The organism is Collinsella aerofaciens (assembly GCF_039062365.1).
Classification (GTDB): domain Bacteria; phylum Actinomycetota; class Coriobacteriia; order Coriobacteriales; family Coriobacteriaceae; genus Collinsella.
Genome location: NZ_JBCJBI010000001.1, coordinates 50368 through 68785 on the forward strand (window position 1 = coordinate 50368; position 18418 = coordinate 68785).

An 18418-nucleotide genomic window follows, 5' to 3' on the forward strand; every position below is an offset into this window, starting at 1 on the left:
ATGGAAAAGCTCGATGTGGTGAATGCTGCACTTGGCGCTCTGAAGGCCGGTAAGACGTGCGAGCTGGTGGTAGTTGCCGGCACGGCAGGGTCATCGCCGCGCGGCGTGGGCGCCTGGATGGCCGTCTTTGCCGATGGCAGCCAAGCGGGTACCATCGGCGGCGGCAAGATCGAGCTCTTTGCGCTGAACGAGGCGCGCGAGCTGCTGGCCGCAGGGCAATCGCGTCTGGTCCGCTACACCATGGGCGGCGAGAACTCCGATACCGGCATGATCTGCGGCGGAGCCATCTGCCTGTGCTATCTGCACCTGGATGTATCGCAGGTGCCGTTGTTCCAGTCGGTTGCCGACGTCTTGGCGTATCGACGCATCGGCGACTTCGTCATCGACTTTGAACCGTTTGTCATCCAGGCCCTCGGGGGCGATGTGGTCGAGTACCATGGCGAGACATCGCGCCATACCATTGCCGGCTGCCCCGAGCTTTCGCTAGTGGAGGAGGGGAGTAAGGTCACCTACACCAACGCCGCCTCCGAGATTCCCCCGGCGCACATCGAGACGCTCTGCCCCGAGGGCCTGACCTACATCTTTGGCTGCGGACACGTGGGCGCCGCGACGGCGCGCGTGCTCACGGCGGCGGGCTTTGCCGTTGTGGCGTGCGATGACCGCCCCGGCACGCTGACGCCCGAATGGGTACCCGGTGTCTACGATCGTCGCCTGGTCGATTACAAGAACCTGAGCAAGCAGTGCCCCATCGGCCCGCGCGACCTGGTGGTCGTCGCCACGGCGGGTCACAAGTCCGATATCGACGTGGTGATTCAGGCCATGCGCGCCAAGCCTGCCTACCTGGGTTGCCTGGGCTCTCGTCGCAAGACGGCCTTTGTGCGGGCCCGCCTGGAGCAGGAAGGCTTTACGCAGGACCAGATCGACGAGCTGCACCTTCCGATCGGCGTTGCCATCGAGGCAGAGGACCCCGAGGAGATCGCCATCTCCATCGCCGCCGAGATGATCCACCTGCGCCGCACCAAACTCGTCCCCCGCAAGCGCTAATCGCATCCCCACCAATAAGTTGCGGTGAAATACGGATTGTTTAAGCCTGTTAGGCCGCCAAACAGTCCCTATTTCACCGCAACTGCTTTTTGGGGCCCATTTGTGCGGGGGAGTTGTGGAGTTGTGCAGGCAGACGAGGTTTTTCTGGAAATACGCACCCAATGCGCGTATAGTACCGATTGTTTTGTCGGCTCCTGCTGCGTCGAGTCCAAACCGCAAAATGCCATGAGCGGCGCGGATGCAGCCAGGAGGCACGAGGACAACCCACTGTGGCCACGCCCCGTGCTTAAAACCCCAAGAAGGAGTGAACAATGGCAGAAGAGAAGTATGTGCCGCGTCTGAAGACCAAGTACAACAACGAGGTCAAGCAGCAGCTTCAGGACAAGTTCCAGTACGAGAACGTCATGATGATCCCCAAGTTCGAGAAGATCGTCGTGAACATGGGTGTCGGCGAGGCCGCTACCGATTCCAAGGCCATCGACGGTGCCGTGCGCGACCTGCGCGCCATCACCGGCCAGCAGCCGATGATCACCCGTGCCCGCAAGTCCATCGCTACCTTCCGCCTGCGCGCCGGTATGCCGATCGGCTGCAAGGTTACCCTGCGTGGCGACCGTATGTGGGAGTTCTTCGATCGTCTGACCTCCGTCGCGATCCCCCGTATCCGCGACTTCCGCGGCATCTCCGCCAAGAGCTTCGACGGCCGTGGTAACTTCTCCATGGGCGTCACCGAGCAGCTCATCTTCCCCGAGATCGACTTCGACTCCGTCGATCACCAGCGTGGTATGGACATCACTTTCGTGACCACCGCCAACACCGATGAGGAGGCCAAGGCCCTTCTGGACGCCTTCGGTTTCCCGTTCAAGAAATAGGTTCACCTGCCCTATAAGCGCCGTTCCCACAAGGGGGCGGCGCTTGGGGCGAACAATACTCTATGTGAGGAGGATATAAGTGGCTAAGACATCGATGATCGTCAAGTGCAATCGCAAGCAGAAGTTCTCTACTCGTGAGTACACGCGCTGCCAGCGCTGCGGCCGTCCGCACTCTGTGTACCGCAAGTTCGGCCTGTGCCGTGTCTGCTTCCGCGAGCTTGCACTCAAGGGCGAGCTTCCCGGCGTTAAGAAGGCCAGCTGGTAAGTCACTACCAGCGTTTCAAGCATCAGTTTGGAACAGGGAAAACGCGCTAAAAAGGCTTTGCCGTTAAGGGCGGCGAAGAACCAAGAGCACGTGTTCATCAAGAACGAAGGAGAATCTGTATGAACCTTACAGACCCGATCGCAGATATGCTTACGCGCATCCGTAACGCTAACTCTGTGAACAAGGCCACGGTCTCCATGCCGAGCAGCAAGAAGCTCGTCGAGATCGCTCGTGTTCTGCACGAGGAGGGCTACATCGAGGGCTACGATGTCGAGGACACCGTTCCCCAGAAGACTCTGCACATCACGCTTAAGTATGGTCCCAAGAAGGCTAAGGTCATCAACGGCATCCGCCGCATTTCCAAGCCGGGCCTGCGTAAGTACACCGGCGTTGCCGACATGCCCCGCGTCCGCGGTGGCCTTGGTACCGCCATTATTTCCACCAGCCATGGCGTCATGACCGACCGCGATGCTCGCAAGCACAACGTCGGCGGCGAGATCATCGCTTACGTCTGGTAATTCGCTCGGTAGGTAGAAGGAAAGGAGATCACCGTGTCTCGTATCGGTAATAAGCCTGTCCAGATTCCCGCCGGAGTCGAAGTGGCAGTCAACGGCAACAACGTTGTCGTCAAGGGCCCCAAGGGCCAGCTCGAGCTCGATGTCTTTGAGAAGCTCGCTATCAACGTCGAGGACAACGTCCTCACCGTTTCCCGTCCCGACGACGAGCGTGAGACCCGTGCCCGCCACGGCCTCACCCGTGCCCTCATCCACAACATGGTTGTTGGCGTTTCCGAGGGCTTCGAGAAGAAGCTCGAGCTCGCCGGCGTCGGTTACCGCGTGCAGCAGAAGGGCAAGAACCTCGAGTTCTCCCTGGGCTTCTCGCACCCCGTGATCGTCGAGGCTCCCGAGGGCATCACCTTCGAGGTTCCCGACAACACCCACGTGAACGTCAAGGGTATCAACAAGCAGCAGGTCGGTCGGATCGCCGCTGAGATCCGCGGCCATCGTCCTCCCGAGCCTTACAAGGGCAAGGGTATCCACTACGTTGGCGAGCACATCCGCCGCAAGCTGGGTAAGGCCGCCAAGTAGTCGTAACCGACTCACTCGCATAAGACCAGCACCCCGTCAGGTGCTGGCAAGATCAACCTTTTTAGGAGTTTACGTATGAACAAGCATAAGGCGAAGCTGGAAGGCCTCAAGCGTCGTCAGCGTCGTGTTCGCGGCAAGGTCTCGGGTACCTCCGAGCGTCCGCGTCTTCGCGTGACCCGTACTAACGCCAACATCTATGCCCAGATCATCGACGACAGCAAGGGCTCCAGCCTGACGCTCGTCTCCGCCTCGACCCTCGAGGCCGAGTTCAAGGGCACCCACACCTCGAACAAGGAGGCTGCGGAGAAGGTCGGTCAGCTCGTTGGCAAGCGCGCCATCGAGGCCGGCATCACCAAGGTCGCCTTCGATCGCGGTGGCCGTATCTACCATGGCCGCGTCAAGGCCCTCGCCGACGGTGCTCGTGCCGCCGGTCTCGAGTTCTAGGAGGTATGTAGCACATGGCTCGTAATCAGAAGCAGCAGCGCGAGGCCTCCGAGTTCGAGGAGCGCGTCGTTTACATCAACCGCGTGTCGAAGACCGTCAAGGGTGGTCGTCGCATGAGCCTCGTCGCTCTCGTCGTCGTTGGCGACGGCAAGGGCAACGTCGGCGTTGGCATGGGCAAGTCCGCTGAGGTGCCCATGGCCATCTCCAAGGCGTCTCTCGATGCCAAGAAGAACATGTTCCACGTGCCGGTGACCGAGCAGGGCACCATCCCGCACGAGGTTCTCGGCCACTTTGGTGCCGGCCGCATCATCATCAAGCCCGCTGTCGAGGGTACCGGCGTTATCGCCGGCGGCGCTGTGCGTCCCCTCTTTGAGCTTGCTGGCATCAAGAACGTCCTGTCCAAGTCCCTCGGTACCGACAACGGCCTCAACATCATCAAGGCTGCCGTCGAGGGCCTCAAGGAGCTCTCCAGCCCTGAGGACGTCGCGGCTCGCCGTGGCCTGACGGTCTCCGAGATGTTCGTCGGTAAGGAGAACTAAGCATGGCTGACACCATCAAGATCAAGCAGGTCCGCAGCACCAACGGTTGCAAGCAGGACCAGGTCCGTACTGTCCGTGCCCTCGGTCTCCACAGGATCCGCGAGGTTCGCGAGATTGCTGACAACGAGTCCGTCCGCGGCATGATCTTCAAGGTCAAGCACCTTGTCGAGATTGTAGAGGAGTAGCAAATGCAGCTTCACGATCTTACTCCCGCGCCCGGTTCCACCAAGAACCGCAAGCGCGTCGGCCGTGGCAATTCTTCGGGTCACGGCACCACTTCTGGCCGCGGTCAGAAGGGCCAGGGTTCCCGCTCTGGCGGCACCAAGGGTGCCGGCTTCGAGGGTGGCCAGACTCCGCTGGCTATGCGCCTGCCCAAGCTTCCGGGCTTCCGTAACCCCCGTCGTATCGAGTACACCGCTGTTAACGTTGAGCGTCTCGAGCGTAAGTTCGAGGACGGCGCTGTGATCGACGGTGCCGCTCTTAAGGCCGCTCGCATCACCAAGAGCGAGTTCGAGCCCGTCAAGGTGCTCGGCAATGGTGAGCTCACCAAGAAGTTCACGGTCAAGGTCGACAAGGTCAGCGCTTCTGCGCAGGCCAAGATCGAGGCCGCCGGCGGAAAGGTCGAGCTGCCGTGCTAAATGGTCTTAAGAATGCTTTCCGCATCAAAGAATTGCGCGAAAAGATTCTTTTTACCATAGCTATGCTCGTCGTGTACCGCATTGGTGCGCACGTTCCTGTGCCCGGCATTCCCTTCCAGGGGATGCTGGGCCTTTTCTCGACCGATAACAATTCGGTCGCCGCAGGTGCTATGGCCCTCCTGAATCTTTTCTCTGGCGGCGCGTTGAGCTATGTGTCGGTGTTTTCGCTGGGCATCATGCCTTACATCACCAGCTCGATCATCCTCCAGATGCTCCAGGCCGTCGTGCCTTCCCTGCATGAGCTTGCCCGCGAGGGCGAGGTCGGTCAGACCAAGATTACGCAGTATTCGCGTTACCTCACCCTGGCTCTGGCAATCCTCAACTCCGTGGGCTACCTCTTCCTCTTTAAGAGCTTCGGCATCAGCTTTAATGGCGCCGGTGCTCCCGAGATCATCTTCGACCTCATGATCGTCGGTACGCTCACCGCGGGCGCCATGCTGATCATGTGGATTGGTGAGCTCATCACCCAGCGCGGTATCGGCAATGGCATGTCGCTGATCATCTTTGCGAACATCATGGCCGGTCTGCCGCAGGCTATCTTCTCCAGCACCGAGGGCAATGCCGGTGGCATCATCACCATGGTGATCATCTGCGCCATCATCCTGCTGGTTATCCCGCTGATTGTTTTCCTTGAGCGCGGCCAGCGCCGCATCCCGGTCTCCTACGCTAAGCGCGTCGTGGGCCGTCGCATGATGGGTGGCCAGACCACCTACCTGCCCATCAAGGTCAACACCGCGGGTGTCGTGCCGATCATCTTCGCTTCGGCGCTGCTGTACTTCCCGGCTCAGATTGCCGTGTTCTTCCCCGGTATCGGCTGGATTCAGGCAGTTGCCTCCGCGCTTTCGACCGGTTGGCTCAACTGGGTGCTTAACGTTGTCCTCATCGTGTTCTTCGCGTACTTCTACACCTCCATGGTGTTCAACCCCGATGACACGGCCGATAACCTTAAGAAGCAGGGCGGCTTTATTCCGGGCGTCCGTCCGGGTAGGGCTACCGCGGCCTACATCAAGAACGCGCTCAACAAGATCACGCTTCCCAGCGCTGTCTTTTTGGCGCTCATCGCCATCGTGCCTTCGATCATCTTCTCCTTCACGGGTAACCATCTGATCCAGGCATTTGGCGGCACGTCCATCCTCATCATGGTCGGCGTCGTGCTCGACACGGTCGATAAGCTCGAAGGCCAGATCAAGATGTATGATTACGATGGATTCTTTAAATAGGCTAGAGGAGGATTGCTCATGAACCTCGTATTGCTCGGAGCTCCGGGTGCCGGTAAGGGCACCGTCGCACAGGAGCTCGTCGCCGAGTTTGGCGTCGCCCATATTTCCACGGGCGACCTGCTGCGTGCTGCCGTCAAGGGTGGCACCGAGCTTGGTATTCAGGCTAAGAAGTACATGGACGCTGGCGAGCTCGTTCCCGACCAGCTCGTGATCGACCTTGTCAAGGAGCGCCTTGCCGCCGATGACGCCCAGCAGGGCTTCATCCTCGACGGCTTCCCGCGCAACACCGCCCAGGCTGTGACGCTCGATTCCGAGCTTTCCGCCATGGGTCGCGAGATCGACTGTGCCCTTCTGGTCGATGTGGCCCCCGAGGTCATTATCGATCGTCTGTCTTCGCGTCGCACCTGCCGCGCCTGCGGTTACACCGGCACCGCTGCCGATGCTACCTGCCCCAAGTGCGCAGGCGAGATGTATCAGCGCGACGACGACAAGCCCGAGACCATCAAGAACCGTCTCGACGTCTACGAGAAGTCCACGAGTCCGCTCGTCGACTACTATCGTGGCCAGGGTCTGCTCAAGTCGGTCAACGGTGACCAGGCTCGTGAGACCGTGTACGGGGATGTCAAAGAGGCTCTCGGTCTATGATCAAGATTAAGTCTGCAACGCAAATCGAGCAGATGAAGAAGGCAGGAGCGCTATCTAAGATGGCGCTCCGCCACGTTGGAGCCATGGTGCGCCCCGGCGTTTCGACTTTTGAGCTCGATCAGCTCGCGGAGCAGATTATCCGCATGCATGGCGGCACCCCGGCCTTTAAGGGTTACGGCGGGTTCCCGGGGACCATTTGCGCATCAATCAACGATGCCGTGGTCCACGGTATTCCCAACCCCGACATGATTCTGCGCGATGGCGATATCATCTCCATCGATACGGGAGCCGTTGTCGACGGTTGGGTCGGCGATAACGCTTGGACGTTTTTCGTCGGCACCCCCACGCCCGAAGCCAAGGCTTTGTGCGAGGTCACGCGTGATTGCCTTAAGGCTGCCATTGAGCAGGCTGTTCCCGGTAACCATATCGGGGACGTCGGTTATGCCGTTCAGTCCCTCGCCGAGTCTCACGGTTACGGCGTGCTTCGTGATTATGTGGGCCATGGCATTGGCCGCGTGATGCACGAGGACCCCAATGTTCCTAACTATGGAAAGAAGGGGAGGGGCGTTCGCCTCCAGGCCGGCATGGTCATTGCCATCGAGCCGATGGTTACGATGGGTTCCAACCATGTGAGCACGGGCTCCGACGGTTGGATTGTTACGACCAACGACCATCTGCCCGCCGCGCACTACGAGAACACCGTCGCCATTACCAATGACGGTCCGGTGATTCTCACCACGGATGCCCAAGGTGCTTGGTGTTCCTTGCAAGGCGGTGAAATGTAAAAGTCGCCGCCCCCTGATGCCCAACCTCGCCTTTCAATTTCGAAGGCATGACCCCAAGGTCTATGCCTTCTCATTTCAAGGCGATCTTGGACATCAGGGAACGGCTTTGTTTTACATTTCAAATGTAACAAGTTCCACTTAGTTGTGGAGCCATTACGAAGTTATTACGATGCGTGCATACGTGTTGTACAATACTCAATCGCTGTCGTTTTCTAGAGAAAGATGATTGCTTGTGAAGAAGGAAGACGCAATTGAGCTCGAGGGTACGGTAAAGGAACCGCTGCCCAATGCCATGTTTAAGGTCGAGCTCGAGAACGGTCATTCAGTTCTGTGTAACATTTCTGGCAAGATCCGAATGAATTACATCCGTATTCTCCCCGGTGACAGGGTTGTCGTGGAGCTTTCCCCGTACGACCTGACCCGCGGTCGCATCACCTATCGCTATAAATAGCGACACGCATACACGCTCTATTCCGACTGCAGGCTTAGCTCAACCTACGGTCGGTTTGCGTGTGAAGACCAGCCATAGTTTTAAACGCCTGCGGCTGGGCGAGTAGATAGTAGGGAAGTAGTTTGAGCGCTACCGAAAGGAAGAACGATGAAGGTACGTCCTTCGGTCAAGAAGATGTGCGATAAGTGCAAAATCATTAGGCGCCATGGCAAGGTCCTCGTCATTTGCGAGAACCCCCGTCATAAGCAGCGTCAGGGTTAAGAGAGGAGACTACGTTGGCCCGTATTAATGGTGTCGACCTCCCGCGTGAGAAGCGCGTTGAGATCGGTCTGACCTACATTTACGGCATCGGCCGCACCACTGCGACGAAGATCTGCGTCGAGTGCAACGTTAACGTGGACACGCGCGTTAAGGACCTCACCGAGGATGAGGTTAACGCCATCCGCGATTATATCGATAAGAATCAGATCATGGTTGAGGGCGACCTCCGCCGTGAGCGCAACCAGAACGTCAAGCGCCTTATGGACATCGGCTGCAACCGCGGCCTTCGTCACCGCAAGGGCCTCCCGGTCCGCGGCCAGCGCACCCACACTAACGCTCGTACCCGCAAGGGCCCGAAGCGTCAGATCGGTGCTAAGAAGAAGAAATAAGGAGCGCTAGATAGATGGCTACTGCTAAGAAGAACGTTCGCGCTGCCCGTCTGAAGCGCGCGGACCGTAAGAACATTTCCGTGGGCCAGGCTCACATTCGTTCTACGTTCAACAACACGATCGTTTCGATCACCGATCCCCAGGGCAACGTCATTTCCTGGAAGTCGGCTGGCCAGGTGGGCTTCAAGGGCTCCCGTAAGTCCACGCCGTTCGCTGCCCAGATGGCTGCCGAGGCTGCTGCCAAGCAGGCCATGGAGCACGGTATGAAGAAGGTTTCCGTCTTCGTCAAGGGCCCCGGCTCCGGTCGTGAGACCGCCATCCGCTCCCTCCAGGCTGCTGGCCTCGAGGTCTCGAGCATCCAGGACAAGACCCCCATTCCGCACAACGGCTGCCGCCCCAAGAAGCGTCGCCGCGTGTAACTGAAAGGATCGTATCAATATGGCAATCGACAGGACTCCTGTTCTTAAGCGCTGCCGTCAGCTCGGGATCGATCCCGCTGAGCTCGGTTACAGCAGCAAGAAGGAATCTATCCGTCAGCCCAAGCGCCGTCGTAAGGAATCTGAGTACGGCATGCAGCTGCGCGAGAAGCAGAAGGTCAAGTTCATCTATGGCGTTCTGGAGAAGCAGTTCCACGGCTACTTCAACAAGGCCCGTAAGATGAACGGCGTCACCGGTGAGAACCTCATGATCATCCTTGAGTCTCGCCTCGACAACGTCGTCTTCCGTCTTGGCTTCGCCCGCACCCGCAAAGAGGCTCGTCAGTCCGTCCGTCACGGTCACTTCACCGTGAACGGCAAGCGCGTGGACATCCCGTCCTACCGCGTCAAGGCCGGCGACGTCGTCGCTGTCGGCGAGAAGTTCCGTGACCTCCTCCCCATCAAGGAGGCTCTGATTTCCTCCGAGCGCTTTGAGGTCCCTGGCTGGCTCGAGGTCGATATCGAGAAGCTGTCTGGTAACGTGCTCGCTCTGCCGACGCGTGAGCAGATCAGCGGTGATATCAACGAGCAGCTCATCGTCGAGCTCTACTCTAAGTAGTCCATCCGGGCTGCTGAGGCTGGAGGTAATACATGTCAGAATTCATTAGGCCTCAGGTTCAGGTCGAAGAGATCAACGAGACGTCTGCTCGTGTCTCCGTCGAGCCGCTCGAGCGTGGCTACGGCGATACGCTGGGTAACTCCCTTCGTCGCGTTCTTCTGTCCTCGCTCGAGGGTGCCGCCGTCGAGGCTATTCAGATCGATGGCGCGCAGCACGAGTTCATGACCATCCCTAACATGGTCGAGGATGTCACCGACATCGTCCTGAATGTCAAGGGTCTTGTCTTCAGGGCTCTCGGCACGACCGACGAGGCGACCGCCACCATCTCGGTTGACGGCCCCTGCGAGGTCACCGGTGCGGACTTCTTTATTCCGTCCGAGTTTGAGCTGGTCAACCCCGAGCAGCACATCGCTACGCTGACCGAGGGTGGCCATCTCACCATGAGCATGCGCATCGGCTATGGCCGCGGCTATGTTTCTGGCGAGGCCAACAAGCGCGACAACGATCCCATCGGTGTGATCCACGTCGACTCGCTGTACTCGCCGGTTTCCCGTTGCGCCAAGCTCGTTGAGGCTTGCCGTGTCGGTCAGCACACCGACTACGACCGCCTTGTCCTCGAGATCGAGACCAACGGCTCCATCGCCCCGCGCGACGCCGTGGTCCAGGCTGCCAATATCATCAACCAGCATATGGCCGCCTTTATGAACCTTGCCGAGACCCCCGAGGTCGAGGAGGAGGCTTCGATCTTCGCTCCCGAGGCCACCAACGACAACGCCGAGCTGGACAAGCAGATCGAGGATCTGGACCTTTCCGTCCGTTCCTACAACTGCCTTAAGCGCGCCAGCATTCACTCGGTCCGTCAGCTCGTTGAGTTCTCGGAGAACGATCTGCTCAACATCCGTAACTTCGGTGTTAAGTCGATCGAGGAAGTGAAGGACAAGCTTGAGTCCATGGGCCTGAGCCTGAAGGCTTAATGCTTCGCATATTTGAGGAGAAACTAGACCATGCGTCACAACGTTAAGAAGGGCCTGAAGCTCGGCACCGATGCGAGCCACACCAAGGCCATGAAGAAGAGCCTTGCTAAGGCCCTCTTCGAGAACGACCGCATCAAGACCACCGAGACCCGCGCTAAGGCGCTGCGTTCGGTCGTCGACCCGATCATCACTTGGGCCAAGAAGGGCGACCTGCACTCTCGTCGTCTGGCTATCGCCAAGCTCGGCGATAAGCAGCTCGTTGCCGAGATCTTCGACAAGGCTGCTCAGGGCATGTGGCAGGACCGCAACGGCGGTTACACCCGCATCATGAAGCTCGGTAACCGCAAGGGCGACAACGCTCCCATCGTTATCATGGAGCTCGTCACCGAGCCTTGCACGCCTAAGGCTAAGAAGGCTGCTCCGGCCCCCAAGAAGGCCGCTGCTCCCAAGAAGGTCGAGGCTGCCGAGGAGGCTCCTGCTGAGGAGACCGCTGAGTAGACAATCCGTCTGCATAGGCTATATTCGAGGGGTACGTTCGCGTACCCCTCTTTTTTTGTCGAAATGCCATTGCCTGTTTGTTGGGAGCGTCCATGACCGCGCCGTCTGATTTCAATTCGATTCCTGAGCTCGATGCCACGCTCGTTTTCCGCGTGGCCTACGATGGCTCGTCCTACAGCGGCTTTGCCGAGCAGCCCGGTCAGACGACGGTTGCGGGCGAGCTGCGCCGCGCTATCGAGACGCTCCTGCGCCGCCCGATCGATCTGACGTGCGCGGGGCGTACCGATGCCGGCGTACATGCCGTGGCTCAGTACATCAGCGTGCCCGTAACGGACGCTGAGCTCGCGTGTACGCGCCGTAGGTGGCTGCGGGCTATGGATGCCCTGCTGCCCAAAGATATCGCCATAAACGAGGTCTACAGGGCCCGTAAGGGCTTTTCTGCGCGCTTTGACGCGCGCTCTCGCACTTACACCTATCGCATTGCCGATCGTGATGCGCGGCCCGTGCTGTCACGCGGTGCTGTGTGGTGGCATCGCTATCCCCTCGACGTCGATGCGATGGCGGCCGCCTGCCCTGCGCTTTTGGGCGAGCAGGACTTTAAAAGCTTTTGCAAGGTTGCCTCTGCCGTGGGCAAACCTACGCACCGCTGCGTAATGCGCGCCGAGTTTGGCCATGAGGTTGCGTTTGGCGAGGACATCCTGACGTTTACCATCGAGGGCAATGCGTTTCTGCATTCGATGGTCCGTACGATCGTTGGCACGCTTGTCGAGATTGGCATGCATCGCCGTGAACCCGAGTGGATGCGCGAGGTCATCGATGCTTGCGATCGTACCGCTGCGGGCCCCACGGCTCCTGCCTGCGGCCTTACGTTTATGGGCGTGGATTACGATCCCGCCGAGCTTGTCGTGCTCGACTAGGGGAGGGCTCGACGCGCCGTTCGTCGGCACCTGTCATCTGTGGGCTGCGCGTGTGCAACATCTGTTCTTGGCGTGCAGTGCAACCGGTGTCTCATTGCTTTTATTGCCGGGGTGTACCATGAACGACAGTTTGATTCATTGCTGTCGAGAGGACGGATAACTTGGTTCGACGTGGCTCGCATCCGCGACTTTCGGTGATCCTTGTAGTAGAAGGTTTGCCCAGCTATGCGATGCGTGCGCTCGAGAGTATCCAGAACCAAGACCTCTATGATTTGCAGATTGTCGTTGTCTGCCGCGATGCTGCGCCCGGTGTGCGCCATTCGCTTCAAGTTGCTGCCGACAGGGACATCCATATTGATTTGATTGATGTCGAGGACGCGAAGCGCGGCGCTTGTCTTCGTGCCGGTTTTGATGCCTCGCGCGGCTCTCACATCATCGCCATGAACGCCGATGAGTGGTTTGCTCCGCAGGCCCTTTCCAAGATGGTCGATATCGCGTGCGATACTGCGGCAGACATTGTGCTCCCCTCGGTGTCGCTCGATCGATACGATGCGCATCGCGAGCGTCATTCGCGCGTCTTGGATGCTACTCATATTTCCATTGATGGCAAATCTTCGATGGTGGCCGGGCTGCCTCAGTTGATTTTGGACGGCCTAGTCGCTCAGACCTCTGGCGTGATGTATAGCCGTCCGCTGTTTGAAGCATGCCTGTCGCGTGGCAAGGCGTACCGTACGGTTGAGTTTATGGCTTATGCGCTCTCGCAGGCACGATTCGTGTCCGGCTGCGGCGACGCTTGTTTCCACGCGGTGGCACCTAAGCTTACAGATGCCTTTGATCCCACCATGTATGCCAGGATATCCGATGACACTCGAGCGCTCGACGAGCTTGCGGACTCACTCTCGGAAGCAGATAGCGGTGGTCGGCTCAAGCTGGCAAGCCAAAAGTTCTACTTCGCCGGACTGGTCGCCTGCATCGAGAATTTGTGTCTGAGCCCGCATGGAGTGTCGTCAATCGAGCGTTCCGCCCGCATGCGTGATATGCTCGAGGCGCCTCGAACCCGTCAGATGGTCGCCGCGCTCAAGGATAACCATCGGGGACTCGGTCTGTTGTTTGGGCCGATCGCCAGCGCCAAGCCCGCGCGCTGCGTGATGTGTACGCATCTGGCAGCTTTTCTTAACCGGACGGGCGCAAAAACCGCCTAAACGGCTCATTTCGAAACAAATTTGCATAGAATTGTTTCGAAATGCGTTCTTATACACAAAAGCCTTCAAATAGCGTTAAACTATTCAATCACTGATTGATTGTCTCCGCCATCTTTTGGAGAGAGGGTTTGTATGGCTAAAAAACGCAATGGGCGCCAGGATGCCATTAGAGATATTGTGCGCAATAAGGACGTCCGCACGCAGCGCGTGCTGGTCGATGAGCTCCGCGCTATGGGCTTTGATTGCACGCAGGCGACTGTCTCTCGCGATATTGCCGATATGGGGCTGCGTAAGCTCCCTGAGGGCATCTATGTTCTGGCAGAGGACCTGCACCTGCAGCGTATGGTTTCCGAGCTCGTAACGGGCGTTCTGCGTACCGATAATCTGGTTATGATTAAGGCTCAGCCTGGCACGGCTTCCGGCATCGCCGCCGCTGTTGATGCGGCAGAGCTGCCCGATGTGCTTGGCTCGCTTGCCGGCAACGATACGATTTTGGTTATTGCCCAGACGGCCGAGGACGGCGAGCGTCTTGAGGCGCTGATCAATAAGCTGAGCAATTCTCGCAAGTAGGCGTGCGGGTCGTGCGCTCGGCACTGTGCGCGCTGACATCGTGGCTTGTAAGGGGTATCGACGTTGGTCGGTACCCCTTTTTTTCTGCCGGTATATAGACCGCCCATCAGGTCGCTTTAAACTAAAAAGGCCCCCGAGCAGTTTAATAAGCTGCTCGGGGGCCTTGTTGCTTATGGCCGGATGATTTCTAGCCGACCGTATCGTCAGGCGTGGGCGAGGGGTCGGGAGTGGGTGTGGGCGTAGGCGTGCCGCCATCGCCGCCGGTCGAACCACCAGTGGATCCGCCCGTCGAGCCACCGGTGGTACCGGTGCCGCCGGTGGTGTCGCCGCCCGTGGTCTCGGTGGTCGTGGTCGTCGTGGTAGTCGTTGTGGTGGTGGTTTCCTCTTCGTCCTCGTCCTCGTCCTCGTCCTTGTCGTCGTTCTCCGTCTTCTTGGTGTTGTTGGTGCCGTAGAACTTCCAGACGCTGTTGTTCTTGTAGGTGGGAGCCGTTCCGGTCGCAAACTCCTCGCGCTCGGTACCGGTCAGAACGGTGTTCATAAACCGCTTAAAGACAGGCAGGTTGGTGCTGTCGCCCAGCAGGTCTGTGCCGTATTTTTGGATGGGGATCTCGCCCGCGGAATAGCCGGTCCACAGGGCGCACGCCAGCTGCGGGGTATAGCCGCAGAACCACAGGTTGGTGGTGTTGTCGGTGGTGCCCGTCTTGCCGGCATAGGGCTGGTTGACGCTCAGGGCACCGGCAGCACCCGTGCCGCCGCCCTGCATGACGCCGGACAGAACATCGGTGACCGCGGCGGCCTCGCCCTCGGTAAGCACCTGTGAGGGATTGTCGGTATGCTGGTACAGCACCGAACCGGTACGAGAGTCAATCTCGGTGATGGCGATCGGCTGGCGATAGTAGCCGCCGTTGGCAAACGTCGCGTAGGCGGCGGCCATCTCGAGCGGCGAGATCGAGCCGGTGCCGAGGGTCATGACGGGAACGTCCTCGATGTTGTCCTTGGCGGGATCGATGCCGAGCTTTTTGACGAGCGAGATGATCTTGCTGTTGCCGACGGCTTCCGCCACCTGGATGTAGCCGGTGTTGGAGGAGTATGCCGTTGCCTGCTTAAGCGTGATGTTGCCATAGCTATGGTTGGCGTAGTTTTGGACCTCGGTCGTGGTGCCCTTGGCCTTGAGCGGCGAGTTGCAGTTGAGGGTGACGTTGGGGTTCATGCCGTTTTGGATGGCAGTTGCCAGCGTAAAAGCCTTAAAGGTGGAGCCGACGGGACGCTTGGCCGTGGCATGGTTTACGTGGTTCTCGTCGGCGTTGTAGTCGTAGCCGCCCACCATGCACTTGATGTAGCCGGTCTTGGGGTCGACGACGACCATGCCCATGTCCAGGCCGTCGAGTGAGAGTGTGTCGAGCTGCTCGCGGACGGCATTCTCTGCCACCTGCTGCATCGTGGGGTCGATGGTGGTCTTGACGGTCAGGCCGCCCTTAAAGAGCACGTCGGTCGAGAACTCCTGCTCCAGCAGCTGCTTAACATAGGCGACAAAGTAGGGCTGCGAGTATACGTCGACGCCGCTGCCCGAAATCTCGGTCACGTTGAGGGTGATGGGCTCGGCCTGTGCGGCATCGTGCTCCTCCTGCGTGATGTGGCCCAGGCGCAACATGTTGTCAAGGACCTTGTTGCGACGGGACAGCGCCAGGTCGGGGTTGACCGTGGGGTCGTACTGCGAGGGCGAGTTGGGAAGGCCGATGAGCAGTGCGGCCTCGCTCAGGGTGAGGTCGGCGGCGCTCTTGGACAGATAGGTTTCGGCTGCGGCCTCGATGCCGTAGGCGCCGTGACCGTAGTAGATGGTGTTGAGGTACATCATGAGGATCTCGTCTTTGGAGTACATGTCCTCCATCTTGACGGCGATGTAGGCCTCGCGCACCTTACGCTCGATGGTCGAGTCGAACTGCTCCTCCTGCAGGATGGTGTTGCGCACCAGCTGCTGGGTGATAGTCGAGGCGCCTTCGTGCCCGCCGCCGAGGGTTGCCACCGCAGCACGCGCGATACCCCACAGGTCGATACCGCCGTGCTCGTAGAAGCGCTCGTCCTCGACGTCAACGGTGCCCTGCAGCACGTAGGGGGAGACCTCGTTCTTGGTGATAGACTTGCGGTTTTGCGTGTAGAAGCTCGCAATCTTGTTGCCGTTGCAGTCGACGATCTCGGTGGGCTCGCTCACCAGATACGCGTTGGCGTCGGTGTAGTCGGGCAGATCGGACAGCCAGCGGTTGACGTTGCCGACCATGCCGATGCCAAACGCCACGCCCGCGATAAGCAAAAAGCCCAAAAACGAGAGCAGGATTATGGGCAGAGCATGCGTCTTTGAACGGCTGCGTCCCTGTCGTTGGCGAGGACCCATATATTGACCTCCAGGTATGTCGTGCCGGACGGTGGATGTGCCGTCGGGGCAGGATGGACATAAGTTATTACACGATAAACCAAACGGGGCGCGCGAGGCCTCGTGTATGCTGGAAGACGGCATTTTTCAGAGTGAATGCATACCTTGGTAAGGAGTTTGTCGATGGCGATTCGGACGATGGGGCCGAGCGGACAATACGAGACTGGATTGGATGCTGCCGGTGCGGCGCTGCCCGAGCTGCTGGCGCCGGCGGGCGGACTCGACCAGATGCTTGCGGCCATCGCCGCGGGTGCCGATGCCATCTATGCGGGGTTGGGCGGCTTTAACGCCCGTGTGAGCGCCCATGGCTTTACGGATGACGAGTTTGCGCGCGGCTGCGCCGTGGCGCATGCCCATGGCGTGCGTGTGTACGTAACGCTCAACGTGTTCGTGTTTGACGATGAGTTGTCCGACGCGGTGGCGTTGGGAGCTCATGCACTGGAGTTGGGCGCCGATGCTCTGATTGTCGCCGATGCCGGGTTGGCCTGCGCGCTGCGCGCGGCGATTCCCGGGGTCGAGATTCACCTGTCCACGCAGGCGGGCGCTCATAGCGAGAGCGCCGTGCGGCTTGCCGCCGATGAGCTTGGGGTCGAGCGCGTGACGACGGCACGCGAGCTGGCGGTCGACGAGATTGCGGCGCTATGTGCCACGGGCGTGCCCATCGAGGTATTCTGCCACGGTGCGATTTGCATCGGCTATTCGGGGGCGTGCGAGTTCTCGGCCCTGCGGCGTGGGCGCTCGGCGATGCGCGGCGACTGCACGCAGCCGTGCCGTTTGGCGTACGACCTGGTGGACGAGGCTGGACAGAGCGTTGTCGCCGTCGAGGGAGATCGCCTGCTGTGCCCGCGCGACTATCTCGGTATTGCGCATCTGCCCGAGCTTGTAGATGCCGGCGTGGCGTCGCTCAAGATCGAGGGGCGCATGAAGAACCCTGATTACGTATTCAACGTGGTGCGGGTGTGGCGCCGGGCACTCGATATGCTGTGCGACGGCGCGTGGGACCCCGGTGCCGTGGAAGAGCTCGAGCGCGAGCTGGGAAGGTCGTTTAACCGTGGGTTTACCGATGCGTACCTGCGAGGACGTTCGGGTGCCGAGCTTATGAGCTTTGAGCGCGCAATTAACCAGGGCGTGCGCGTGGGGCGCTTGGTCGCTGTGGGCCACGAAGAGGTGACCGTTGAGCTCGATGCCGCCGTGGCGGCGGGTGACACGCTCGAGATTCGGTTCTATCCGGGTGCCGACGCGCGTCCCGATGTGCCCAAGCGCTGGCCGCAGGTGCCCTGTCCGGTGGATGCCGCAGCGGGGGAGCGCGTCGTCGTGCATTGCAAGCGTAAGGTGGACGCGGGCTGCGAGGTATACCTGATTCGCAGCGCCGGCGTGTTGGGGCAAACGGCGGCGGTGTTGGAGTGCATGCGGGCCGAGGCGGATGCGATTGCGCCCGTTGCGCGTGCCGTTGAGGTGCTGCCCTTTGAGGACGTTGCGGTGGATGGCGGTGCGTCGACGGAGTTGGTGGAGTGCGCGGTTCCCGCTCGCATGGTTTTTGCTTGGCAGCTGATGGATGCCGACCCGCGCGGAGAACTCGATTTGTCCGACGCTGTTGTGGTGCTTGACGAGGTGTGCCGCACGGGTGACGCTGACTGGACCCGCTCACTGATGCAGCGTGCCGGGCGCGTTGTCTGCCGCAACCTGGGACAGGTGGTGATCGCTCGCGAGCTGGGCGTGACGTTTGACGTGGCGGCGCCGGTGTTCTGCGCGAATCGGGCCACGCTTACCTGGCTGCGCGGACTCGGTGCGGGGCGGGTGTACTTGCCGGCCGAGTTGCTCGGCAATGATGCGGAGCGTATTGCCGAACTGGCTGCTGAACCCGGCGTCTGGGGTCCGGTCGACGCCGACCGTCCCGAGCTTATGGTGTGCGAGCACTGCCTGCTGACCGCCGAGGGCGTCTGCGCTACCGATGCGACGGGACAGGTCCGTTGCCGCGACTGCTTGCGCCGTCGGCAGGTACGCTATCTGGTCGAGCGTGACGGTACACGTTTGCCAGTTGCCATTGACGCATGCGGCAGGACGAGGATTTTCCTGTCGTAGGTGCCGCGTCGCGT

Annotated in this window: 24 protein-coding genes; 23 read left to right on the forward strand and 1 reads right to left on the reverse strand. The window is 60.0% G+C overall.

The window, feature by feature from the left end; all coding sequences use genetic code 11:
* The 22 genes from ABCN01_RS00235 (at position 1) to ABCN01_RS00340 (ending at position 13894) form a co-directional block, all read left to right on the forward strand.
* Positions 1–1044: an XdhC family protein gene (locus ABCN01_RS00235; RefSeq protein ID WP_342996451.1), complete on the forward strand. Its 1044-nt coding sequence runs from the start codon at positions 1–3 to the stop codon at positions 1042–1044.
* Between the two features lie 311 nt (positions 1045–1355).
* A complete protein-coding gene (gene rplE, locus ABCN01_RS00240) occupies positions 1356–1913 on the forward strand; it encodes a 50S ribosomal protein L5 (protein WP_006235260.1) in 558 nt (185 codons plus the stop codon).
* A 79-nt stretch (positions 1914–1992) separates the two neighbouring features.
* Positions 1993–2178 carry a type Z 30S ribosomal protein S14 gene (locus ABCN01_RS00245; protein ID WP_022094280.1) on the forward strand — a complete coding sequence of 62 codons (186 nt, stop codon included), beginning with the start codon at positions 1993–1995 and terminating at the stop codon, positions 2176–2178.
* Positions 2179–2297: 119 nt separating this feature from the next.
* Positions 2298–2696, forward strand: coding sequence for a 30S ribosomal protein S8 (gene rpsH, locus ABCN01_RS00250; RefSeq protein WP_006235262.1), 399 nt, complete (start codon positions 2298–2300; stop codon positions 2694–2696).
* Positions 2697–2729: 33 nt separating this feature from the next.
* Positions 2730–3266, forward strand: coding sequence for a 50S ribosomal protein L6 (gene rplF / locus ABCN01_RS00255; protein ID WP_343014136.1), 537 nt, complete (start codon positions 2730–2732; stop codon positions 3264–3266).
* A 75-nt stretch (positions 3267–3341) separates the two neighbouring features.
* Positions 3342–3710: a 50S ribosomal protein L18 gene (rplR, locus tag ABCN01_RS00260; protein WP_006235264.1), complete on the forward strand. Its 369-nt coding sequence runs from the start codon at positions 3342–3344 to the stop codon at positions 3708–3710.
* A gap of 14 nt (positions 3711–3724) precedes the next feature.
* Complete coding sequence (rpsE, locus tag ABCN01_RS00265; RefSeq protein WP_006235265.1) at positions 3725–4249, forward strand: 30S ribosomal protein S5; 525 nt, start codon at positions 3725–3727, stop codon at positions 4247–4249.
* Positions 4250–4251: 2 nt separating this feature from the next.
* Complete coding sequence (rpmD, locus tag ABCN01_RS00270) at positions 4252–4434, forward strand: 50S ribosomal protein L30 (RefSeq protein WP_006235266.1); 183 nt, start codon at positions 4252–4254, stop codon at positions 4432–4434.
* Positions 4435–4437: 3 nt separating this feature from the next.
* Entirely contained in the window at positions 4438–4887 is a 450-nt protein-coding gene (gene rplO, locus ABCN01_RS00275; protein WP_006235267.1) for a 50S ribosomal protein L15, read from the forward strand.
* Complete coding sequence (gene secY, locus ABCN01_RS00280; RefSeq protein ID WP_035137447.1) at positions 4881–6167, forward strand: preprotein translocase subunit SecY; 1287 nt, start codon at positions 4881–4883, stop codon at positions 6165–6167. Before rplO ends, secY begins: the two co-directional genes overlap by 7 nt.
* A gap of 18 nt (positions 6168–6185) precedes the next feature.
* The gene (locus ABCN01_RS00285) at positions 6186–6812 is read left to right on the forward strand and encodes an adenylate kinase (protein ID WP_055252238.1); all 627 of its coding nucleotides are present in this window, start codon (positions 6186–6188) and stop codon (positions 6810–6812) included.
* Positions 6809–7597, forward strand: coding sequence for a type I methionyl aminopeptidase (map, locus tag ABCN01_RS00290; RefSeq protein WP_006235270.1), 789 nt, complete (start codon positions 6809–6811; stop codon positions 7595–7597). The genes ABCN01_RS00285 and map overlap by 4 nt, the downstream gene beginning before the upstream one ends.
* A gap of 232 nt (positions 7598–7829) precedes the next feature.
* Positions 7830–8048 (forward strand): translation initiation factor IF-1, encoded by a 219-nt coding sequence (infA, locus tag ABCN01_RS00295; protein WP_035137443.1) that lies wholly within the window; start codon positions 7830–7832, stop codon positions 8046–8048.
* 147 nt (positions 8049–8195) lie between these two features.
* The gene (rpmJ, locus tag ABCN01_RS00300; RefSeq protein WP_006363204.1) at positions 8196–8309 is read left to right on the forward strand and encodes a 50S ribosomal protein L36; all 114 of its coding nucleotides are present in this window, start codon (positions 8196–8198) and stop codon (positions 8307–8309) included.
* A 14-nt stretch (positions 8310–8323) separates the two neighbouring features.
* Positions 8324–8698, forward strand: coding sequence for a 30S ribosomal protein S13 (gene rpsM, locus ABCN01_RS00305; RefSeq protein WP_022094275.1), 375 nt, complete (start codon positions 8324–8326; stop codon positions 8696–8698).
* 14 nt (positions 8699–8712) lie between these two features.
* Positions 8713–9117 carry a 30S ribosomal protein S11 gene (rpsK, locus tag ABCN01_RS00310; RefSeq protein WP_006235274.1) on the forward strand — a complete coding sequence of 135 codons (405 nt, stop codon included), beginning with the start codon at positions 8713–8715 and terminating at the stop codon, positions 9115–9117.
* 19 nt (positions 9118–9136) lie between these two features.
* Entirely contained in the window at positions 9137–9733 is a 597-nt protein-coding gene (gene rpsD / locus ABCN01_RS00315; protein ID WP_006235275.1) for a 30S ribosomal protein S4, read from the forward strand.
* A 32-nt stretch (positions 9734–9765) separates the two neighbouring features.
* Positions 9766–10707 carry a DNA-directed RNA polymerase subunit alpha gene (locus ABCN01_RS00320; protein WP_342996450.1) on the forward strand — a complete coding sequence of 314 codons (942 nt, stop codon included), beginning with the start codon at positions 9766–9768 and terminating at the stop codon, positions 10705–10707.
* A 30-nt stretch (positions 10708–10737) separates the two neighbouring features.
* Positions 10738–11205 carry a 50S ribosomal protein L17 gene (rplQ, locus tag ABCN01_RS00325; protein WP_055287451.1) on the forward strand — a complete coding sequence of 156 codons (468 nt, stop codon included), beginning with the start codon at positions 10738–10740 and terminating at the stop codon, positions 11203–11205.
* A 92-nt stretch (positions 11206–11297) separates the two neighbouring features.
* Positions 11298–12122 carry a tRNA pseudouridine(38-40) synthase TruA gene (gene truA, locus ABCN01_RS00330; RefSeq protein ID WP_118270226.1) on the forward strand — a complete coding sequence of 275 codons (825 nt, stop codon included), beginning with the start codon at positions 11298–11300 and terminating at the stop codon, positions 12120–12122.
* 161 nt (positions 12123–12283) lie between these two features.
* Complete coding sequence (locus ABCN01_RS00335; protein WP_343014138.1) at positions 12284–13324, forward strand: glycosyltransferase family 2 protein; 1041 nt, start codon at positions 12284–12286, stop codon at positions 13322–13324.
* A gap of 132 nt (positions 13325–13456) precedes the next feature.
* A complete protein-coding gene (locus ABCN01_RS00340) occupies positions 13457–13894 on the forward strand; it encodes an arginine repressor (RefSeq protein ID WP_006235280.1) in 438 nt (145 codons plus the stop codon).
* Positions 13895–14081: 187 nt separating this feature from the next.
* Here the strand turns inward: ABCN01_RS00340 and ABCN01_RS00345 are convergent, their stop codons facing one another.
* The gene (locus ABCN01_RS00345; protein WP_342996448.1) at positions 14082–16283 is read right to left on the reverse strand and encodes a transglycosylase domain-containing protein; all 2202 of its coding nucleotides are present in this window, start codon (positions 16281–16283) and stop codon (positions 14082–14084) included.
* 162 nt (positions 16284–16445) lie between these two features.
* Between ABCN01_RS00345 and ABCN01_RS00350 the strand changes: the two genes are divergently transcribed.
* Positions 16446–18404 (forward strand): U32 family peptidase, encoded by a 1959-nt coding sequence (locus ABCN01_RS00350; protein WP_342996447.1) that lies wholly within the window; start codon positions 16446–16448, stop codon positions 18402–18404.
* The last annotated feature ends 14 nt before the right edge of the window (positions 18405–18418 follow it).